The 19,071-nt window shown below is 31.7% G+C and carries 12 protein-coding genes, 1 tRNA gene and 1 pseudogene; 10 read left to right on the top strand and 4 right to left on the bottom strand.

The features are described 5' to 3' along the window. Positions 1 to 12: 12 nt before the first annotated feature. The 8 genes from G440_RS0101815 to G440_RS19260 all read left to right on the top strand — a co-directional run bounded on the left by G440_RS0101815 (position 13) and on the right by G440_RS19260 (position 15,182). Positions 13 to 1,572: a DNA cytosine methyltransferase gene (locus G440_RS0101815; RefSeq protein WP_026449731.1), complete on the top strand. Its 1,560-nt coding sequence runs from the start codon at positions 13 to 15 to the stop codon at positions 1,570 to 1,572. Further along, complete coding sequence (locus G440_RS0101810; RefSeq protein ID WP_026449730.1) at positions 1,565 to 4,315, top strand: hypothetical protein; 2,751 nt, start codon at positions 1,565 to 1,567, stop codon at positions 4,313 to 4,315. The genes G440_RS0101815 and G440_RS0101810 overlap by 8 nt, the downstream gene beginning before the upstream one ends. Further along, entirely contained in the window at positions 4,316 to 6,082 is a 1,767-nt protein-coding gene (locus G440_RS0101805) for a 3'-5' exonuclease (RefSeq protein ID WP_026449729.1), read from the top strand. Positions 6,083 to 6,084: 2 nt separating this feature from the next. Beyond that, positions 6,085 to 9,984 carry a helicase-related protein gene (locus G440_RS21390; protein ID WP_026449728.1) on the top strand — a complete coding sequence of 1,300 codons (3,900 nt, stop codon included), beginning with the start codon at positions 6,085 to 6,087 and terminating at the stop codon, positions 9,982 to 9,984. Beyond that, entirely contained in the window at positions 9,984 to 12,086 is a 2,103-nt protein-coding gene (gene drmB / locus G440_RS0101795) for a DUF1998 domain-containing protein (RefSeq protein ID WP_026449727.1), read from the top strand. Before G440_RS21390 ends, drmB begins: the two co-directional genes overlap by 1 nt. Positions 12,087 to 12,109: 23 nt before the next feature. Next, positions 12,110 to 13,150 (top strand): hypothetical protein, encoded by a 1,041-nt coding sequence (locus tag G440_RS20520; RefSeq protein ID WP_026449726.1) that lies wholly within the window; start codon positions 12,110 to 12,112, stop codon positions 13,148 to 13,150. A gap of 992 nt (positions 13,151 to 14,142) precedes the next feature. Further along, a complete protein-coding gene (locus G440_RS0101785) occupies positions 14,143 to 14,529 on the top strand; it encodes a BfmA/BtgA family mobilization protein (RefSeq protein ID WP_026449725.1) in 387 nt (128 codons plus the stop codon). Between the two features lie 149 nt (positions 14,530 to 14,678). Next, positions 14,679 to 15,182: a hypothetical protein gene (locus G440_RS19260; RefSeq protein WP_157417812.1), complete on the top strand. Its 504-nt coding sequence runs from the start codon at positions 14,679 to 14,681 to the stop codon at positions 15,180 to 15,182. A 159-nt stretch (positions 15,183 to 15,341) separates the two neighbouring features. Here G440_RS19260 and G440_RS0101775 read toward each other — a convergent pair. Then, positions 15,342 to 15,415: transfer RNA gene (locus G440_RS0101775), tRNA-Met, on the bottom strand. A 201-nt stretch (positions 15,416 to 15,616) separates the two neighbouring features. Here G440_RS0101775 and G440_RS0101770 point away from each other — a divergent pair. Together G440_RS0101770 and G440_RS0101765 are read left to right on the top strand one after the other, a co-directional pair. Beyond that, positions 15,617 to 16,003 (top strand): START-like domain-containing protein, encoded by a 387-nt coding sequence (locus G440_RS0101770; RefSeq protein WP_026449724.1) that lies wholly within the window; start codon positions 15,617 to 15,619, stop codon positions 16,001 to 16,003. Between the two features lie 54 nt (positions 16,004 to 16,057). Further along, positions 16,058 to 16,903, top strand: a complete 846-nt coding sequence (locus G440_RS0101765) for an aminotransferase class IV (protein ID WP_026449723.1) — start codon at positions 16,058 to 16,060, stop codon at positions 16,901 to 16,903. On the opposite strand, the gene G440_RS0101760 is transcribed toward G440_RS0101765, so the two are convergent. The 3 genes and pseudogenes from G440_RS0101760 to fmt all read right to left on the bottom strand — a co-directional run bounded on the left by G440_RS0101760 (position 16,900) and on the right by fmt (position 19,070). Next, a complete protein-coding gene (locus G440_RS0101760; protein WP_026449722.1) occupies positions 16,900 to 17,460 on the bottom strand; it encodes a YqgE/AlgH family protein in 561 nt (186 codons plus the stop codon). The two genes, G440_RS0101765 and G440_RS0101760, sit on opposite strands and share 4 nt — an antisense overlap. A 204-nt stretch (positions 17,461 to 17,664) precedes the next feature. Further along, positions 17,665 to 17,949, bottom strand: a pseudogene (locus tag G440_RS0101755) (HU family DNA-binding protein); the annotation flags it as partial. 170 nt (positions 17,950 to 18,119) lie between these two features. Further along, positions 18,120 to 19,070, bottom strand: coding sequence for a methionyl-tRNA formyltransferase (fmt, locus tag G440_RS0101750; protein ID WP_026449720.1), 951 nt, complete (start codon positions 19,068 to 19,070; stop codon positions 18,120 to 18,122). Position 19,071: the final 1 nt, after the last annotated feature.

Below are 19,071 nucleotides of genomic sequence, written 5' to 3'. Positions count from 1 at the left end.
AACAGATAGTAAATGAGTAAAAGTATAAAAGTTATAGATTTATTCGCAGGCCCTGGAGGCTTGGCTGAAGGATTCTCATCGATAATCAAGAATAATAAAAGAAGGTTTTCGATTGGCTTGTCAATTGAGAAAGATGAATCAGCGCATAAAACCCTTTTATTAAGAAGTTTCTGCCGACAATTTCAAAAGAATAATCTTCCTACAGAATATTACAATGCAATTTCTACGGATAATATTGAAGATAGAGAAAAAAATATTGAAGAACTATTTAAGTCTTATCCTGTTGAATTTCAGATTGCTTCAGAGGAAGCTATAAAATTCGAATTAGGTAAAGATTCAGAAAAGTTTCTCGATTCAAAAATCAAAAGCATTATTGGAAATGATGACAAATGGGTTCTTATAGGGGGGCCACCTTGTCAAGCTTATTCTATGGCGGGAAGGTCACGAGTAGGTGGGATTTCAAGTGATGATCACAGAGTATATTTATATAAAGAATACTTGAAGGTTATTGCGAAACATTCACCATCTATATTTGTAATGGAGAATGTTAAAGGATTAATATCTGCCAAAGTAGATGGAAATAGTGTTTTCGAAATGATTCTTGAAGACCTATCCGCTCCGCATAAAATAATTAATGGAACGAAAATTAATAATTATAAAATCTACTCTTTAGTTGAAGAAAATGTAAAGCAACCTAAAGAATACATAATAAACTCTGAAGATTATGGTGTCCCTCAAAAAAGACACAGAGTAATTCTGCTCGGTATTAGAGAAGACATTGAGGCTAAACCATCTATTTTAAAAAGGAATGTTTCTAAAATAAATATTGAAGATGTGATTGATGACCTACCGAAAATTAGAAGTGGTTTAAATAGAAGTTTTGATAGATATGAATTTAATGAAAAAGGAAAACGAGTAAGAAAATATAAGAAAGTCGAAGATTCCAAAGATAACTGGCAGGTTCTTATGAATGATAATCTAAATCAACTTATAAAGCTAAATGGTTTTAATGAAGACGAAGATGATTTCGAAATAAATGAATCAGATTATGGAACAGGTAGTGAGTATTTAAAATACAAGAGAAAAGAAAAGAAAAAGATAACCCATCAATTTTGGTATATGGATGATAAGCTCAATGGCGTGTTAAATCATCAATCAAGAAGCCATCTGACTGAAGATTTAAAAAGGTATATGTTTTCTACGATGTTTACTGATAAATATAAAAAATTCCCTAGAATGAGGGATTTTAAGGAATATGGAGATAAACTATTACCAGACCATATTAGTGCTGAATCTGGAAACTTTGCAGATAGGTTTAGAGTTCAGAAGAAAGGAGTGCCTGCTACCACAATCACCAGTCACATATCAAAGGATGGTCATTATTTTATTCATTATGATAAATCGCAAGTGAGGAGTTTAACCGTACGAGAAGCTGCCCGAATACAAACATTCCCAGACAATTATCTTTTTAGAGGGAGCAGGACAATGCAATTTCATCAAGTAGGGAATGCAGTTCCTCCATATTTAGCTTATCAAATTGGAAAAATAGTACTAAAAATTTTAGATGTTTAATAAAGAGTTAATATCATTCATAAGAAATAGATATAAGGAAATTGATAGTTTAAGAGTGTCTATAGATGGTAAACCTTTAAAAGGAACATTGTATAATCTTCTTACTCCATTTTTGGCTTTTACGAATACTTTGGACACCCATAATAGAATTATTTCTTTTTACACTAGAGAAGGGAGTAAGCAACAAAAGCTTTTACCATTTTATATAGGTATATCAAATTATTACAAGGTTTACAATGAAATAAAAAATGATTATTCTGAAGATTCTATTGATACGACTGAATTAAACTCAATGCTTTCGGAAGTTGAAAGTATGTTTCCTGAAAAATTTGAATATCTAAAGAAACAATGGATTTTTAAAGGCTTAAAAGTAAAGTTAGGGGTTAATAATAAAATATACTTTGCTATTAAATCTGTTGAAAAAAGACCAATTGAAAGAGCTCCTAGACTACAAGATTTATTGAGTACCTTATCTAGGTCAAAAGAAGTCGAAACTCATATTATTTCTTCAAAAACAGAATCACTTCAGCTTTATTTAAATGAGTTTATCAGTTCTAATACAAAGTTCTTTGAGTTAAATAAAATTAAGGGCGATGCAAATTCTGAAGTTGATATAAAAGATATAGTTAAACTTGGGACTAATTTAAATGTAAAGCCCTCTTCCGGTGTGTTATTATTTACGAGTAAGGCTAAATATCGACAGTTACTGAAAGATATTCAAATAGATAATTTGGCAATAATTGAGCAATTCCCGATTGCAGAAATTAAAATATCTAGAGATAATGAGTGCTGTATTAATTCTGAAGGTCTTGAAAATGTTGAGCCTATAATCTATTATTGTTCATCAGAATATTATTTAGGTTGGGAAGGTATTTTAGAAGAATTAAACCTTACACATGTTAATACACTAATTTTTGACGATTTTGATTTTATTATTAAAAAGGAATCAAGAAATGATTTTGCTAATTTCAAAAATTTTGCAGAGGAACTGAAAGAGGCGCAATCGATTTCATCTATTAAAGATGTTTATTTCCTTCAAAAAGATTATTTTTTTGATTATAATGAAATTTTAGAGAGATTCGGTCTAAATACCTACCCATGGTTAATAAATCATAAAGAAAGAGTCAGCTTAAATTCAAAAGGGGCGATTGAAAAATCAAATTTTAAAGTTCTATCTGTAACAAATATTTGTCATCATAATTACTGGTCGACATTTAAAATGTTATCTAGACAACTGACAGAAGAAATAAGTTCTGCAGTTGATATAAATTATAGCAGTGAACTTTTAAACGTTATAAAGATTGGTTATCAGATATATGATAGACTAAATAGCTTTTTTGATGCTGATATTATTAAAAAAGATTATTTCGATTATATCGAAAAGCTATCTAAATTAAGTGGCGAGATTAACTCTAGTTCATACAGCCATAAGGTTGGAGTTCTGTCTCAATTAATTGATGATGAATGTTTTTATGAGAGTAAAATTTCGGTGATTGTTAAAGTGATTCAAGAGTTATATTTACAGGGAGAGGTTTTAGTTATTAGTAAAAACAAAAATCAGCTTGATATCGAAAAAGCTAAAAATACTATTTTAAAAGCTACAGGTTTAAATAGTGTTTTCCTACATCTTGATGATGCTGAATATATGAATACTCGACAATTCAAATATGCTTTTTTTCTAACTTATTCAGGGAAAATTACTAAATCTTTATTTTTAACTAATTTTTGCAAAAAACAGTTTGTCATTCTTAATTCTAAAATGGAATTGGGTTATTTTAAACATTGTTTTGTGAAGTTTACTCCTATTATATCAAATTTATCTGACTTCGACAATAAGCTATTATTATTGAATTTAGAAAATCAAGAATATCTAGTAGACACCAATAAGATTGAGTTTAGATTAGAAGACTATGTTGATTATGGGTATGATATTTTTATTACCCAAAATGACTTGCCAGATATTCAGGACGAAATTATTGAATCAGAAAATGTTGATGATATTGAATCGATTGACAGTAATGAATTTGACTTCTCATTCGTAATAAATAAAATAATTCGAAAAAACAATTTTAAGGCTACAGGCACTTTAACAACTTCTGAAAATTCCGACAATACTTTATTACTCTTTGAAGATGGATACTTAAGAGTCCCTCAAACAAAATTCTTTTATTTACTCAATGACGCTAGCGACGGAAGTACAGAAATAAAGAAACGAGCTTCAGAATTAAAACTTAATGACAAAATATTTGTTATGAGTGGTTTTAATGATGATTTTAACGAGCTACTTAATTATCTTAAGAATAAGTACATAAAATTGAAAAAGTATTATGAGGCTTCTTATTCTTGGAGAGTTGACCTAATAAATAAGTATGAAGAGCTTGGAGGCTATATCAGTATACTGAATAGGTTTCTTGAATCAAATGATATATATGTTACAAACCCTACTGTTGATAGATGGGTAACAGGTTTAACAATCTATCCAGATTGTTTAGACCAACTAATAGACTTATTCAGTAAAGATGAATCTTCAAAAACAAGTGAATTTAGAAAGGAAGAAATACTGGAAGCAACAGAATGGGTTGCCAAGTTTAGAACAAAACTTCATAAACAAATATATTTATATCAAGTATATAAAAATTATGGAATGACTCATCAAATACAAGAATTGGAATTAAAGAATATTATTGAAAAATTAAATGAAGTTGTGGAGGTCAAAGAAATATTAATGATACAACAAGGATAGATGCCAATATTACCAAAATATAGAACCGAGTTTACTAATAACGGTGAAAGAGAAATATATACTCTTGCAAACAAGTCTGGTTATTTTGAGAATAACTTAAAAAGGTATCTATTTCATTCATTAAGAAGTCACAATGTGAAAAGAAAATTAGTAGGAGAAGTAGACTTTGTATATTTAGATGAAAACTTTATTTTATTTTTGGAATCCAAGGGAGGACCTGTAAGGTATGATTGTGTAAATGATGAATGGTGGGTTTTAGGAGGTACGAAAAGAGGGGAGCCCTTTAAACAAGTAACAGACTATTTGTTCCATTTTAGAGATAATTTGATTAATAAATTTTATCCATCTGAAAACTATAGGTCTAAATTGATATTTGGTTATGGTGTTATGTTTCCAGATGTTAAAAGCTTTAATCTCAATAAAAAAACAGGCAAGTCAGATAATTTCAATTATGAAACCATAGAATATGACCCAGAAATCATATATACCTCGGCAGATCATAGTACCCCGATTACTTTTATAAAATACATAGAAAGACTTAAGGAGTATTGGAAATCTCACGATAAATATGAGAATAAAACTTACACTGGGATTGGACTTAAAGGTGTTGACAACATAAGAAAGATGTTTCGAAAGGATTTAATATTCGAAATTCCATTAAATAAGATTCTCGATGATCAGAACAATAAAATAATAGAATACACAGAAGAACAATATCAAATTTTAGATTCTGTAGATTTTTTCTCAAATAGAGGGTTTATTGTCTCGGGTGGACCTGGAACTGGGAAAACACTTTTAGCGAAAGAGCTTATCTTAAGAAAAGCAAATCAAAATAAGAAAGTTGCTTTCTTCTGTTTTAACAAAAACTTATCATCTGAAATAAAAAAATATTTTGATTCTTTTGAGGATCTAGAAATAGAAGTTTTCAACGTTCATAAATATCTCTTTGAGTATTTGAGCAAAGCATCGTTACTTCCACAAGGTGATCGTTCAATTACAAAATATTGGACGGAACTTTTACCAAACCAATTTAAATATTGGTTCAACTCTCTTAACGTATCTATGTATGATTTCCTTATTATTGATGAAGGTCAGGATGTCTTTAGAGAGAACATTTTAGATTCTATTTTTTTAAGTCTAATCGGAGGTGTTGAGTCTGGGAATTGGAGCATTTTTATTGACTACAAATTTCAAGGTTTTTATGAAAGTTTTGATGAAGAGTTTTTCAAACTTTTTGTGTCTCAATACCCTACAACTGTAAATGCTTTGCCTCTCAATTGCCGAAATCATGAAGACATAATTAATGTTGCATCTAGACATAGTGGTTTGGATATTATTCCTTGCAGGAGGAAAGATATTCCATTTAAAACAAGAACGATATTTTATCAGTCTACTGAAAATTTAGTAACCGAGCTAGATTCATTGATTAATAAACAAAAAAGTGATGGTATAGGCTTTTCAAATATTACAGTCTTAACTACTGATAATACTATTTTGAGAAAAATAATTGAACTTTCAAAATTAAGCTACAATAAAGTAAATGAAGATAATCACAAAGTCAAAGATAAGGTTTCAATCTCTACAATACATAGTTATAAAGGTTTAGAGAATGATTTCATAATAGTTGCTGGAGTACTTAATTATTCACCAGAAATCATGGAGAATATGTCATTATTATATGTTGGTTATACTAGGGCTAAATTAGGATTAACAATATTTTTTCAAGAAGAAAATAAAACAAAACTTGCTATACAAGCGATGAACTAATTATGAATAAAACGAATTTAGAAATACGAGATGAAATATCTGAATGGGTTAACAGAACTTATTTAGGTCCCTTTCATTTAGACGAAAACGGAGAAGCAGATAAAAACGAAAATATATCTTTCTCACCTCTAGATATGTATTCTACAGGAATTCTATTTCCCCAATCAAGAGAGGAAACTTCTTTATTTACTCCTAATGAAGTTGATGGAGAGTTGAGTGGGATTAAAGAAGATGAAATTAATGATTCTAATGAGACAAATAGCTGGAGAAACAAAAAGGTTATCGAAGATGACAAAGAAGAAGATTTAAGATTAACAACTGAATTTTACCCATCCTCAATAGCTATATCTTCGATAATAGATGAAAAATCGATACTAAAAGTACAAGTCGATTTTGGAAAATATTACACAAGTACAAATGAAATGAAATTGAAATCAGATTCCAAATATACTCGGAAACCAATTACTATTTTATTGGATGTTAGGGTCTCTGATTTTAAGATTATTGGAGAGATTAATTCAGAAAATTCTTGGGAGACTAGTAGTCAGGGAAATATATTGAGTATTTTAAATGAAGAAAATAATTCGTGTATTAAAATTATAAAGCGAAAACAACACGGGCTTAAAGAAAATCAAACCATAATAACTGTATCATTAATAAATAACAAAAAAGTTATTGATGGTTCAGTTAAATCTAGAGAAGGTTGCATATTTCAACCAAAAATAACTATAGACTCTTCAATTGAATTTGTTTCCTTCCCAGATAACACAAAACTAGAGTTTTTAAGTGAAGAGGAAATAGAACTCAAATTTTTATATAGAAACTATAAAAATTATTGCTTAGGTCACGGATGTGGGAGTAATTGGATCTATGATGATACCCTAGTACATAGAGTTGAAAGTTCAATCATTCCGAAGGAAAAAATTAATGGTGTAGACTTTAATCCACACGAATTAGAAGGCTCTGATGATATATTGTTCATGAAGAACCTATCAGATTTAGACCCTACATTTAAAACTAATGATTTAATAAGTGGACTTAGGAGTTTCACGAAAATCTATGAGACATGGATTGCTGAGCAAGAAGATTCTCTTAAAGGAGAAGTATTTAATAAAGAGTATTTAAAAACCTCATCATCCATTATTGAGAAGTGTCGCAAATTGTTATCTCGTATGAATAGAGGGATTGAGCTCTTGAACGATGAAGATGTTTTAAGAGCGTTCCTAGATGCAAATAAGGCAATGTTTAATCAAAGGGTTATGTCTGATTTTGCTAAACATAGAACAATAGAAAAAAGGACCTTTCCTTCTGAGAATTCAGATGAGTTAGATGACTGCCTTCCAGACTGTAAAAAAATACCTTATGACTCAATTTCTAATTCAATATGGAAAAATGGGAACCTATCCATACCTAAAGTGAAACCTTCCAATAATAGGTTTCTAGCTAAATGGAGACCTTTTCAATTAGCTTTCATTTTATCTCAAATAGAAGGTGTCGTTGATAAAAAATCTGATGACAGAGAAACTATTGATTTGTTATGGTTTCCTACAGGAGGTGGGAAAACAGAAGCTTATTTAGGACTGATATCTTTTACTATTTTTTATGGACGCCTTAAGTCTGATACTAAAGTTAGTGGTGTTAGCGTAATGATGCGTTATACCCTTCGTATGCTGAATAAGCAACAGTTTGACAGAGCTAACATTTTAATTTGTGCTTGTGAGCTTATTAGATATAAAAATCCTGATTTATACGGTAAGGAAAGAGTCTCAAATGGTTTATGGGTAGGAGGTTCTTTTTTCCCAAACAAACACTCTGGTACTAGAGAGTTTCCAGGAAATAATGAATTGCTCGAAGCTTATAGAACAAATATTGACAACAGGAATGATAATTTCACCCATGATTATGCCCCTCCAGTATTTAACTGTCCATGTTGTGGAAATAAATTAGTAAAAGAGATTCATTCTAATGACGGTAAGAAACAAGAGACTAAAGGAAAATGGGGCTATAATCAAAAAAGAAATAGATTAAAAAGAAAACCTTTTACTCATAATAAAGATAGCTATAACCCATTTATAACACATTGTACAAATTCCAAATGTCATTTTTATCTTTCAGAAGCAGATTTTTTATTAAATAAACTAGATTCTCCAAAAATAGATAGTTATTCACTACCAATATATTATGTTGATGAGGACGTTTATAGACATAGACCAACTCTTTTATTTTCAACTGTGGATAAATATGCTCAGCTATCTTGGAAAAAAGAAGTTTTTCGTTTATTTAATTTCAATGATGATTTTTCAAGATTTTGCCCACCTCCATCATTAATTGTTCAAGATGAACTTCATCTTATTAGTTCCTCCTTGGGAACTATTTATAGTCTCTTTGAGTTTGCTATTGATGAACTAACCAACCACAAAGGTTCAAAGCCCAAGATAATAGGTGCAACTGCAACCGTTAGAAATGCTAGGCAACAATGTATTAAAATCTATGACAGAAAGTATTATTCGCAATTTCCACCTGTTGGAGTCCGTATTGATGATTCTTTCTATTCCAGAAAAAAGAGTGAGGATGACAGCGGAAGACTTTATTTAGGAATTATGGCAAGTGGGAATACTTCTACTACCGCCAAACTAAGACTTGACAGTCTCTTGTACGAAGGAGTAAATTTAATGAGAAATGCTAAAAATAGTGAGCTAGACAATTATTACACTTTACTCGCTTATTTTAATACGGTAAAAGAATTAGGTAAATATCGGACACTATTAGAAGACGATATGAACGCCTACAGAAAGTTCTTAAGTAAACATTTTAAAAATATACATCTACAATATAATCCTAGTAGAATTGTTGAGTTATCAAGTCAAATGACTTCCGATGAAATTAATATTGGTTTAGATAGATTGGAAAATACACGTTTGCAATATACCGATTTGAGTGATGGGGTTGTAAAGTTCTTGAGTGAAATAGGTGTAAATACTGAAAAAGATTTGCAAGAAGTTAAATATAAATGGAAATGGATTTCTATATTCAATGATCACTGGGATACTATTAAAGTTATAGCAGACTTATCAGATGATAAAAAAATAGGACCCTATCCTTACGAAGAAGATAAATTAGATGTTGTCTATGACAAATGCTATCCTATTTTTGAAAAATCAATAAAGAGTAAGAGCCGAGACGAGAATGACCCTGTTAAAGTTGCTCTAGCTACAAATATGATAGCAGTTGGCGTAGATATACCTCGACTTAATGTTATGTCCATATCAGGTCAGCCTAAAACATCAGCTGAATATATTCAAGCAAGTTCACGGGTTGGAAGACAATCCCCAGGAATTGTACTAACATTATATAATCAAGCTAAAAATCGTGATAGGTCACATTACGAAAATTTCAAGGATTATCATCAAGCGTATTACAAATACGTAGAAGCTACAAGTGTTACACCATTTTCTTTGCCAGCTCTTGAAAAGACCTTAGACTCAGTCGTCATTGCTTTAATGAGGGGAATGTATTTCAAAGAGGAAACTAATGCTTATTTTGACTCAAAGGCAGAACTAAGTTTCAATCAGATTAAGCAAAAATTAATTGAAAGATATATGAATATCACCACGGTTTTAAATATCAAAAACGAAAAATTATCAATTAAAAAAGTCAATGAAATTGAAACATTATTTGATGAGCTTAAAGAGCGATGGAGAAATTTAGGTTCTGTAAATTTCACTGAATTTAGGGACATAATGAATAATTCTTTATCAGAAGAAAATTTGACTAATAGACTTTTTCTTGATGCAAAATATCGTGACCATCATATGACAAGAGGTAAAATGTTATTTGCGATGACATCACTGAGAGATGTTGATACTTCAGCCAAAATAAAAATTAAAAGCTACATAGATTAATGGAACAGGAAATAAGAACATCACAAACAATACATACCTATGGTCCGGGAGCTATAGCCGATTTTCCTGAATTATCTGTATTAATTTTATCTCATGATATACCCCAAAAAGGAATAATAGGCGGAGATGGGCACTATAATAATGCAGTTTATTGGGGAGAAGATTTCGAATTTCCAGCAAACAGAATAGAAGATGATAGACTTGCAATTGCTTTTAATGTAGAATGCTTTGTTAGTGCCCCTACGTCAGATTCTGTTAATAAGGCCAAGGTTCAATCAATTCGTTTTCCTTCAATTTTACAATGTCCAGCTACAGGACAATTATTTGATGTCAGAGAATTAGAGCAAAATGAAGAAAATTATGTGGATAGAAGAAATCGGGCTGGTAAAAATGTGGATGAGACTTTTACTGGTTTTGATTCTCCAAATTTTAACAGTAGAAAACTCATACCTGTAAGGTTTATTATTGCAACCGAAGGCGGTCATCTTGATGATTTTCCATTTGATTGGTATATTCACACAAGACTTAAGTTATATGATGAAATTGGAAAAGGAAACAAGCTCTACCTGAAAAGCTCTGGGAGTTCAGCAACATTAAAAAATATAAGTCTGGAAAGTAGACATAGGAAGACGGATGAAATTCTTGGTTCTGTAACTTTGGAAAGAATATTTGACCAAGAAGATACATTTGTTAGCTTAAAAGAACCGCATGAAGATTATATGATTTATGCGAAGAATAGGTTGCCAAAGCCTTGGTATGGCCGAAATTCTAAAATTACTTCAACTTCCGGCAAAGGGATTAAAAATTTTAGAAATTTTAAAATTGAAAATCTTAACTACCCACCTTATTCCATCGAAGATAGTGATGAAGAGAAAAAAAGGCAATTAGCGAAATATCCTCGAACGCTTCTTAGAGGTGCTGGAAATCTTTATTTCCCAATAGTATATAAGGGTATAAGTCTTCCCAAGAATGGTTACTCTCCAAATCTTCCAGAAGATTTCGTTTTAAGATTTAAAAAAGCTATTGATAGCTGGGAAGATTTCATTGATAATAAACAAGATGTAGAAGAATATATTTTTTTATTAAAAAGGACTTTTAACAAACGATTTCACGACCTTCCATATGATATTGATGAGGCTATAGATTATGCTGAAAAGTATTTTCTAAGCTCGAATGAAGAAAAAGTCCAATTCACAACTCAACAACTCAGAAAGCAAGAATTCGATTGTTTTTTGAACGAGAACGTAATATCCAAAAAAAATGAATGGTATGATTCAAGAATTATGAATGGTGCTAATTATAAATTAGGCTTGTCTAATCTAATAGAGAATGTAGTATTACTTGATAAAATAAAAGAATTAAAAATTTTCAGAGGGTTTACAAGAATTAAACCGCTAATGTTTGAAGATTTAATTTTTGATAGCCCAGAAAAAGTAACAGGTAGACGTAAAGCAGAATTAGAAAGAATTCAGGACCCTAGAAGTGAATTGTCAACCAATACATTACCCTGTACAGAAGTTAGAGGGGAAGGGATTTTTATTAAATTTAATGATTTGATTCTTAATGAGTGGGAAAATAAAACTGAAGTAAAGAAAAGATTCAAAATCATTCAAGAAAACAATGATAATTATAGAGCATCTTATGGTTTAGAGCCTGATGAGGTATTAACTGCTCGGTATGTATTACTCCATACATTAAGTCATATTTTAATAAATGAGCTATCTATAGAATGCGGGTACGGTAGTTCTTCTTTATCGGAAATTATCTATTCTGGAAATAATGAAGAACCTAATATGAATGGAATATTAATATACACAAGTACTTCTGATTCTGAAGGGACACTCGGTGGATTAGTAGAAAAAGGAGAACCCACATTTTTAAGTAATGTATTTGAAAAAGCTATTGGAAAAGCATCTTGGTGTAGTTCAGACCCGTTATGCTTAGACAATACCAGTGGGAAGGGTTTTATGGGAGTTAATTTAGGTGCTTGTCATTCTTGTTGTTTATTACCAGAAACAAGTTGTTGCAATATGAATAAATTTTTAGATAGAGGAATGCTAATTGGAACATTAACTAATCCTGAAATTGGTCTTTTTTCATAATATGAATATAAAATTATCACTAAATGAGTAAGCACTATTCCGTATTTTATTCTTGGCAATCTGATAAAAGAAAGAGTAGCAATTTCATTTCGAGCTCAATTGAGAAGGCTATAAAGATTATTAAAAGAAAATCATCAGAGGATATCTCTTTAGAAATAAACTTTGATAGAGATACAAGAAATAGAAGTGGAAGCCCTCAAATTGCACAAACAATATTTGATAAAATTTCTCAGTGTGATATTTTCATATGTGATGTGAGTTTAATAAATAATTCATATTTAAACCGTAAACTTAAAAGAAGAATTACTTCAAATCCAAATGTACTAGTTGAATTGGGCTATGCAATTAATTGTCTTGGTTGGGAAAGAATTATTTGTGTTAATAATACTGAGTTTGGGACAAATGAAATGTTGCCATTTGACATTAGAGCCCACAGAATTACTAGTTTCAACAAAAAGGATGGTAATTATAAAACAGTTATAGTAAATACTTTAGAGTTTGGTATAAGAACAATTATAGAGGATTATGACAGTATATTGGAAAGGCAAAATTTAGACGAGTTAAAACAGAAGGACAGAGTTATTTTTAATAAAATTGATGAAATCCTCTCAGAACAGCGAATAATAGATAATTTAAATACTGTTGTTACAAACTTGTATTATAATAATTACATGCACAGTAGATGGTTAGAATTAATCAACTTTTACAAAGATTCCATGAATCATTTCATAAACGAAAATTTAAATGAAAAAATGCAAGAATTGGTAAAAGAATTAGATTCATTTACAAGCATGTGTTACGCTCATATTAACGTTCCAAATAATATAGGCTCAAGTCCATCGATATTTGATTTAGAGCAAAGTGGTGTTACAATTACAGAAGAATTAAGAATCGATGCTCTTCAAAGCGAAAGATATTTTATAATGAAGGAACCTTACCCGAGTGAAACTTGGACTGATTGCCACAAACGTATGGATAAAGCTGCTTCAGAATTAAATTCTCAAAAAGAAGTAATTATAAAAGCTTACAGAGATTTAATCATTTTATACAAGAAGGAATTCTAAACAAAACGACTCTCGAATTAATGTTTGTAATTAGTTCTTACTAAGATATAAGTTCGTTATGTCATCTTCAACCCTATTACTTCATTAAGATTCGGGAATTAATTGTAAGAATTATGAGTTAAATTGAGTAATCAAATCAGCTCAAAATATGCTTAAATATGAGCCGAATGACATCATTGATCGCTTCATGAAATAATTTGTTTACTAATATCAACAACGTTCCACCCCATTCCTCTACATTTCGCGAAGGGCTTCATTCCGGGAAAAGCGGTTCACTACATTATCTTGAACCCAGTCGCAGAAAAAGTGACTGCGTTCGCTCAGCAAAAAGATCACCCCAACCTTTTTCTACACAAAGTTTAAAATTATGCCCGAGACGAACTGCATAAACCAGTCGTCCCTCCTTATTTATAAGTCCTTACTCGTTCAGAATTTTTGTTACAGTTACCGAAAAGGTAACGGCGAGAGCGCTATGGGAAGTAAGTGAATGAAATTGGATAGAACCTTAATCTGTATCATTTTACCAAAAATAAAATCGATAATTACAAGGCAACATAGAATTTCACATTAAATAAAAAGGAAAACGCTCAAGATATAATAAGTATGTGATTTTAAAAGGAAAAAGTATACTAAATTCCATCAAATAAAACCATCCAAAATGAATATAAAAATTAGTTTATTTAAATGATTGCCAGTTGTTTGTAAATAATTATCTTCACTTTATTACTAAAAAAATAACGGTGTTAAAAGTATCTCAAATAGCTTTTCAGCCTTGGTTAAAAAGTATGAAGATCCTGAAATGAAATGAAGGAATCGAATAGCAAGAGGGTAACGCGCTACGCGACGTTACGGTTATTCGATTTTCACTATAAACTCAGCATTTATAGGGGTTTACATAATTTTTTATTTTTCCAGAGTTTGACTATTAATGCTATTTTTTACTAAAAACATTTGTCAACCGCCGTAAACAGGTATTTTTTTTACTAAAAGCTATGGATAAAGGATATGAAAAAGAAGAATTTGAGACTTTGAAGATAAAGAGGTCTGTGGCTATTGAATTTAGAAAATTTTGTAAAATGCTCTCTAAATCTCAATCGATGACATTGCTTTTAATGATAGACTTTTTTAATGAAAACGGAATTTCCCCAACAGAGCGTTTAGGTCCTCGAATGGAAACGCTGGAAAACAGAATTTCCGTTCTGATAAAAAAGCGAATGAACGGAATGATCGCTATTATGAAAGATATTGAAAAGTCACAGACCAAACCAACCGTGGCGATGATGCAAGCGCTTTTCGAGCAAACCGAACCGCCCAAGAAAAAATTGATTGTAGAAAAAAAATATACGAAAACCAATGATAATGAGCAATGGAAAAAGTAAACTACATCATCCAGCTCAACGAAGCGTTTGACCGTTTCAATAAAGACCACAGGATCAAACAAGGTCATATTACTTTATATCTGGCATTCTTTCAGAAGTGGAACCGGGAATTTTTTAAAAAGACGATAACCATAAATAGGGAATGGATTATGGAAAAGGCAAAATTCAAATCAAAAACAACCTATCACAGTTATCTCAAAGACCTCAATGATTGGAACTATTTACGATACTGCCCCTCTTATCATCCGGCAAAAGGTTCAAAAGTTCAGATGTCCATTTTTTTTAGTTCAGATGGTCAAAAATTGGCCAACAGCGTTCCAGAACCAGGCCAAAATCTGGTACCTTATTATAAACATAAAACAATAGAAAACTTAAATAAACTGGCAAGGCCAAAAAATGAACTGGTTGTTTTAAATTTTTTTAAAGAAAATAATTGGCCTGCTATGGAAGGAAAAAAATTCTATGCATATTACGAAGCCAGAGATTGGGGGCTTAGCAGAGGGCTTAAAATAAAAAACTGGAAGACAGCAGCCAGTAAATTTGTCGAGAAAGGCATCAAAATAAAAGAGGAAGTCACTAGGCCAAATTCTGGCCAGCAAGATAATTTGCGAAAGTATGATCAAAGAGACAAAGACTATGGGATTCCGTTGTAGTTCTTGAAAAAGAGATTGCTAGGAAAACATATAGTTAATTTTGTACTGGATTAGGGACGTTTGAGTATTTAAAACGTTAAAAAATGTTAATGTTTTACCTATGTTGTACCTAACATAAAAAAGACAGCTACAAATGAATGTAACTGTCTGATTATCAAGTAGCGAGAGCGAGACTTGAACTCGCGACCTCCGGGTTATGAATCCGACGCTCTAACCAGCTGAGCTACCTCGCCATATTTGAACCTATACCTATAGCGGCATTTTGTCTAGGCGGGTGCAAAGATAAAAACAAAATTATCTGACGCAAATTTTAAGTTCTCTTTTTCACGAAATAATTATAAAAATTATTCGCGGACATAAATTGAAAAATTTTCAATCTTTAATTTGAGTTTAAGATTAATATATATATATTGGGCATCAACTAATGAAATGCTATGGAAAATAAAATTAAATATGAAATGGAATTCCCTATTCAGGTTTCCCCTTCATTGTTATATCAGTATATATCAACGCCTTCAGGATTATCTGAGTGGTATGCAGACAACGTAAATTCCCGTGGGGAGTTCTACAACTTTATTTGGTCCGAAAGTGAAGAAAAGGCCAAGTTGTTGAGTAAGAAGAGCCCAGAGCGAATTAAATTTAGATGGATAGAAGATGAAGGGGAGGATTTCTTTTTTGAACTTCGCATTCAAGTAGATGAAATTACCAAGGATGTCTCATTGATGATTACAGATTTTGCCGAAGAAGACGAGGTGGATGAAGGGAAAATGTTGTGGGAAAATATGGTTTCCAACCTAAAGCAGATCTTAGGATCGTCTTAAATATCTAATAAAAATAATATCTTTGAACCGCCTTAAAAAAAGGGCGGTTTTTTTATGATAAACTTAAACGGAAGATTAGCGCAGAAAGTGGATACAACTATTTTGACTGATAATAGAGGTCTCAATTATGGCGACGCAGTCTTTGAGACGCTGCGTATTTCGGGCGATAAAATTTACTTTTGGGAAGACCATTATTTTCGCCTAATGGCTTCCATGCGAATTCTACGAATGGAAATTCCCATGAATTTTACCATGGAATTTCTTGAAGAAGAAATTTTGAAGACTCTTAGTTTTAATTCATTTGAAGGTACCGCAGTAAGAGCCAAAGTATTGGTTTGGAGAAAGTCCGGAGGAAAATATACACCTGAAACAAACGAGGTAGAATATGTTATTTCTGTTGAAGAACTTAGCACTCCGTTTTATCTTTTAAGTGAAGGGAACTATGAAGTTGAGCTTTTTAAGGACCACTATATCACCACTAGTTTGATTTCTACACTAAAGACAACAAATAAGCTTATAAATATAGTTGGCGGGATTTATGCGAAAGAGAATGACTATCAAAACTGTTTGCTGTTGAATCAAAATAAGCAAGTGATAGAAGCGCTTAATGGAAATTTATTTTTAGTTGCGGGTAACAAAATTAAAACGCCACCTTTAACTGATGGATGTCTCAACGGGATTTTACGTAAACAAGTGATTTCAATTTTAAAAAGAATACCGGACTATACATTGGAAGAGGCTTCAATTTCCCCCTTCGAACTACAGAAAGCAGATGAACTCTTTATAACGAACGTGATTCAGGGAATTGTCTCTATAACAAAATATCGCAAAAAGGAATATGAAAATACTTTAGCAAAAGAATTATTGCCCAAGTTGAATTTAAAAGCGAGGATGGGTTAATTGAAAGATGGATTCTCTGGAGCGTTAGACCATAAAAGATAGTCCCCTCCAAATTCAATCATTTTTTCTTTCCAGAAGTTAATATTGCTCTTGCCAATGATAGTGTCGTTATAAGTATTGGGTGCGACAACCCAACTGTTTAAATCAAGCTCATGTTCCAACTGATCGCCTTCCCAACCTGAATATCCCAAGAAAAATCTTATCTGATCTTTTTTCAATTGATCATTTTTCAATAAATCGATAATTGCACTAAAATCACCACCCCAATAAATACCGTTCGATATTTCTATGCTGTCTGGAATAATATCTGGGATGCAATGGATAAAATAAAGATTATCTTGTTCCACAGGCCCTCCATTATAGACCGGAAGTTTCGAATTTATCTCAGGAACAAAATCTCTCAGCTTATAATGCAAGGGCTTGTTAAGGATAAATCCTACTGAGCCACTTTGGTTATATTCCGCCAGAAGTACTACAGATCGGTTAAATGAAACATCCCCAATAATGGAGGGTTCAGCAACCAATAAAAGACCTTTGGCTGGTTTTAAGGTTGTCATAAATTGGTTTTGATAATTTAAATCTAAGTATTTATTTCTAGATTACCAAAAACTTAGTAAATGTATGTGTAGTTTAAATTTAATCGAGTAAAAGTGTAAAATTATTGCATAATTATAAATAACTCAATATCAATTAACTAAAAAAGTCCCTCTATCCAATTTAATGGTAAGAAGGACTATTTGATTTGTAAAATAATTTACAAATTAATTTACGCTACTCTGTAATTCTGAACCTGCTTTGAACTTCACTACATTCTTTGCAGCGATTTGAATGGTTTTACCCGTTTGTGGATTTCTTCCTTCTCTAGCAGCTCTTTTAGAAACTGACCAAGATCCAAAACCTACAAGTGATACTCTATCTCCTTTTTTAAGGGATTTTTCTACGTTGCCTAAGAAAGATTCTAATGATTTCTTAGCAGCAGCTTTTGTAATTCCGGCATCAGCTGCCATTGCATCGATTAAATCTGATTTGTTCATAATTTTTTTTAAATTAAATTGTTGGTTAAACTTCGATTAATTGCTCTACAAATTTAGCAGGATTATCCGGCCAACCAAGTAACCACGCACTAAATCCGTTATATTGTTAATAACTTTGGCAGTTTGTTAACAATTATGAATGATTTTTTGCTATTTCAAACGGAATCAGTGCTGGCAAGGGTTTACAATAGTTTAGAATCTTCCGAGAATGAATAACCGTTTAATAGCGATGAAACTTCCATTTTTCGTTTTCCCGGAAGTTGTATTTCTTTTATTTGCATGTAGCCATCCAGACAAGCAATTATTAATTCTTTTTTAGTTGTCTCAATCTTTCCTAGTTCAGAAGTATGTTCTGCTTTTTCAAAGACCGCATTGTAAATTTTAGCCTTTAACTCTTTATTTTCATTAATCAAAATGGACCAAGCAACGGGGTAGGGGGAAAGTCCTCTAATAAATGCTTCAATATCTGCTCCTGGTTTTTGCCAATCTATCCGCGTGTTTTCGGGAGTAAGTTTCGGTGCGTCTCGTAAATCACTGTTCTTTTGTTGCGGTTTTGGAGTAGCGGTTCCTTTTTCTATTAGTTCAAGTGTGCTCAAGACTAATTGGCTTCCTGCTTTCATCAATTTATCGTGAAGCGTTTCTGCATTTTCATATTTTTCAATCTGTATTTCTCTGTTTGCGATAATTTCACCGGTATCGATTTTTTCATCGATAAAGAAAGTCGTAACCCCAGTTTTTTCTTCCCCATTAATAATAGCCCAGTTTATAGGTGCCGCCCCTCTATATTGTGGAAGAAGCGACGCGTGAAGATTAAAAGTGCCATATTCGGGCATTTGCCAAACAACTTTTGGAAGCATTCTAAAAGCAACAACCACTTGAAGATTGGGGTTTAATTCTTTTAAATCCTTTAGAAAATTTTTGTCTTTTAAGTTAAGCGGCTGAAGTATCGTTAGGTTTTGTGATAGTGCATATTCCTTAACTGCTGATCCCATCAACTTTCTGCCGCGACCTGCTGGTCGGTCTGGTGCGGTTATGACCCCAACAACATTTTTACCGGATTCGACAATTTTTTTTAAAACCCCTACTGCAAAATCGGGAGTTCCCATAAACACTATTCTTAAATCTTTCTGCATT

It is taken from the genome of Aequorivita capsosiphonis DSM 23843 (assembly GCF_000429125.1).
Lineage (GTDB): Bacteria > Bacteroidota > Bacteroidia > Flavobacteriales > Flavobacteriaceae > Aequorivita > Aequorivita capsosiphonis.
This window is presented reverse-complemented; position numbering and strand designations above follow the sequence as displayed.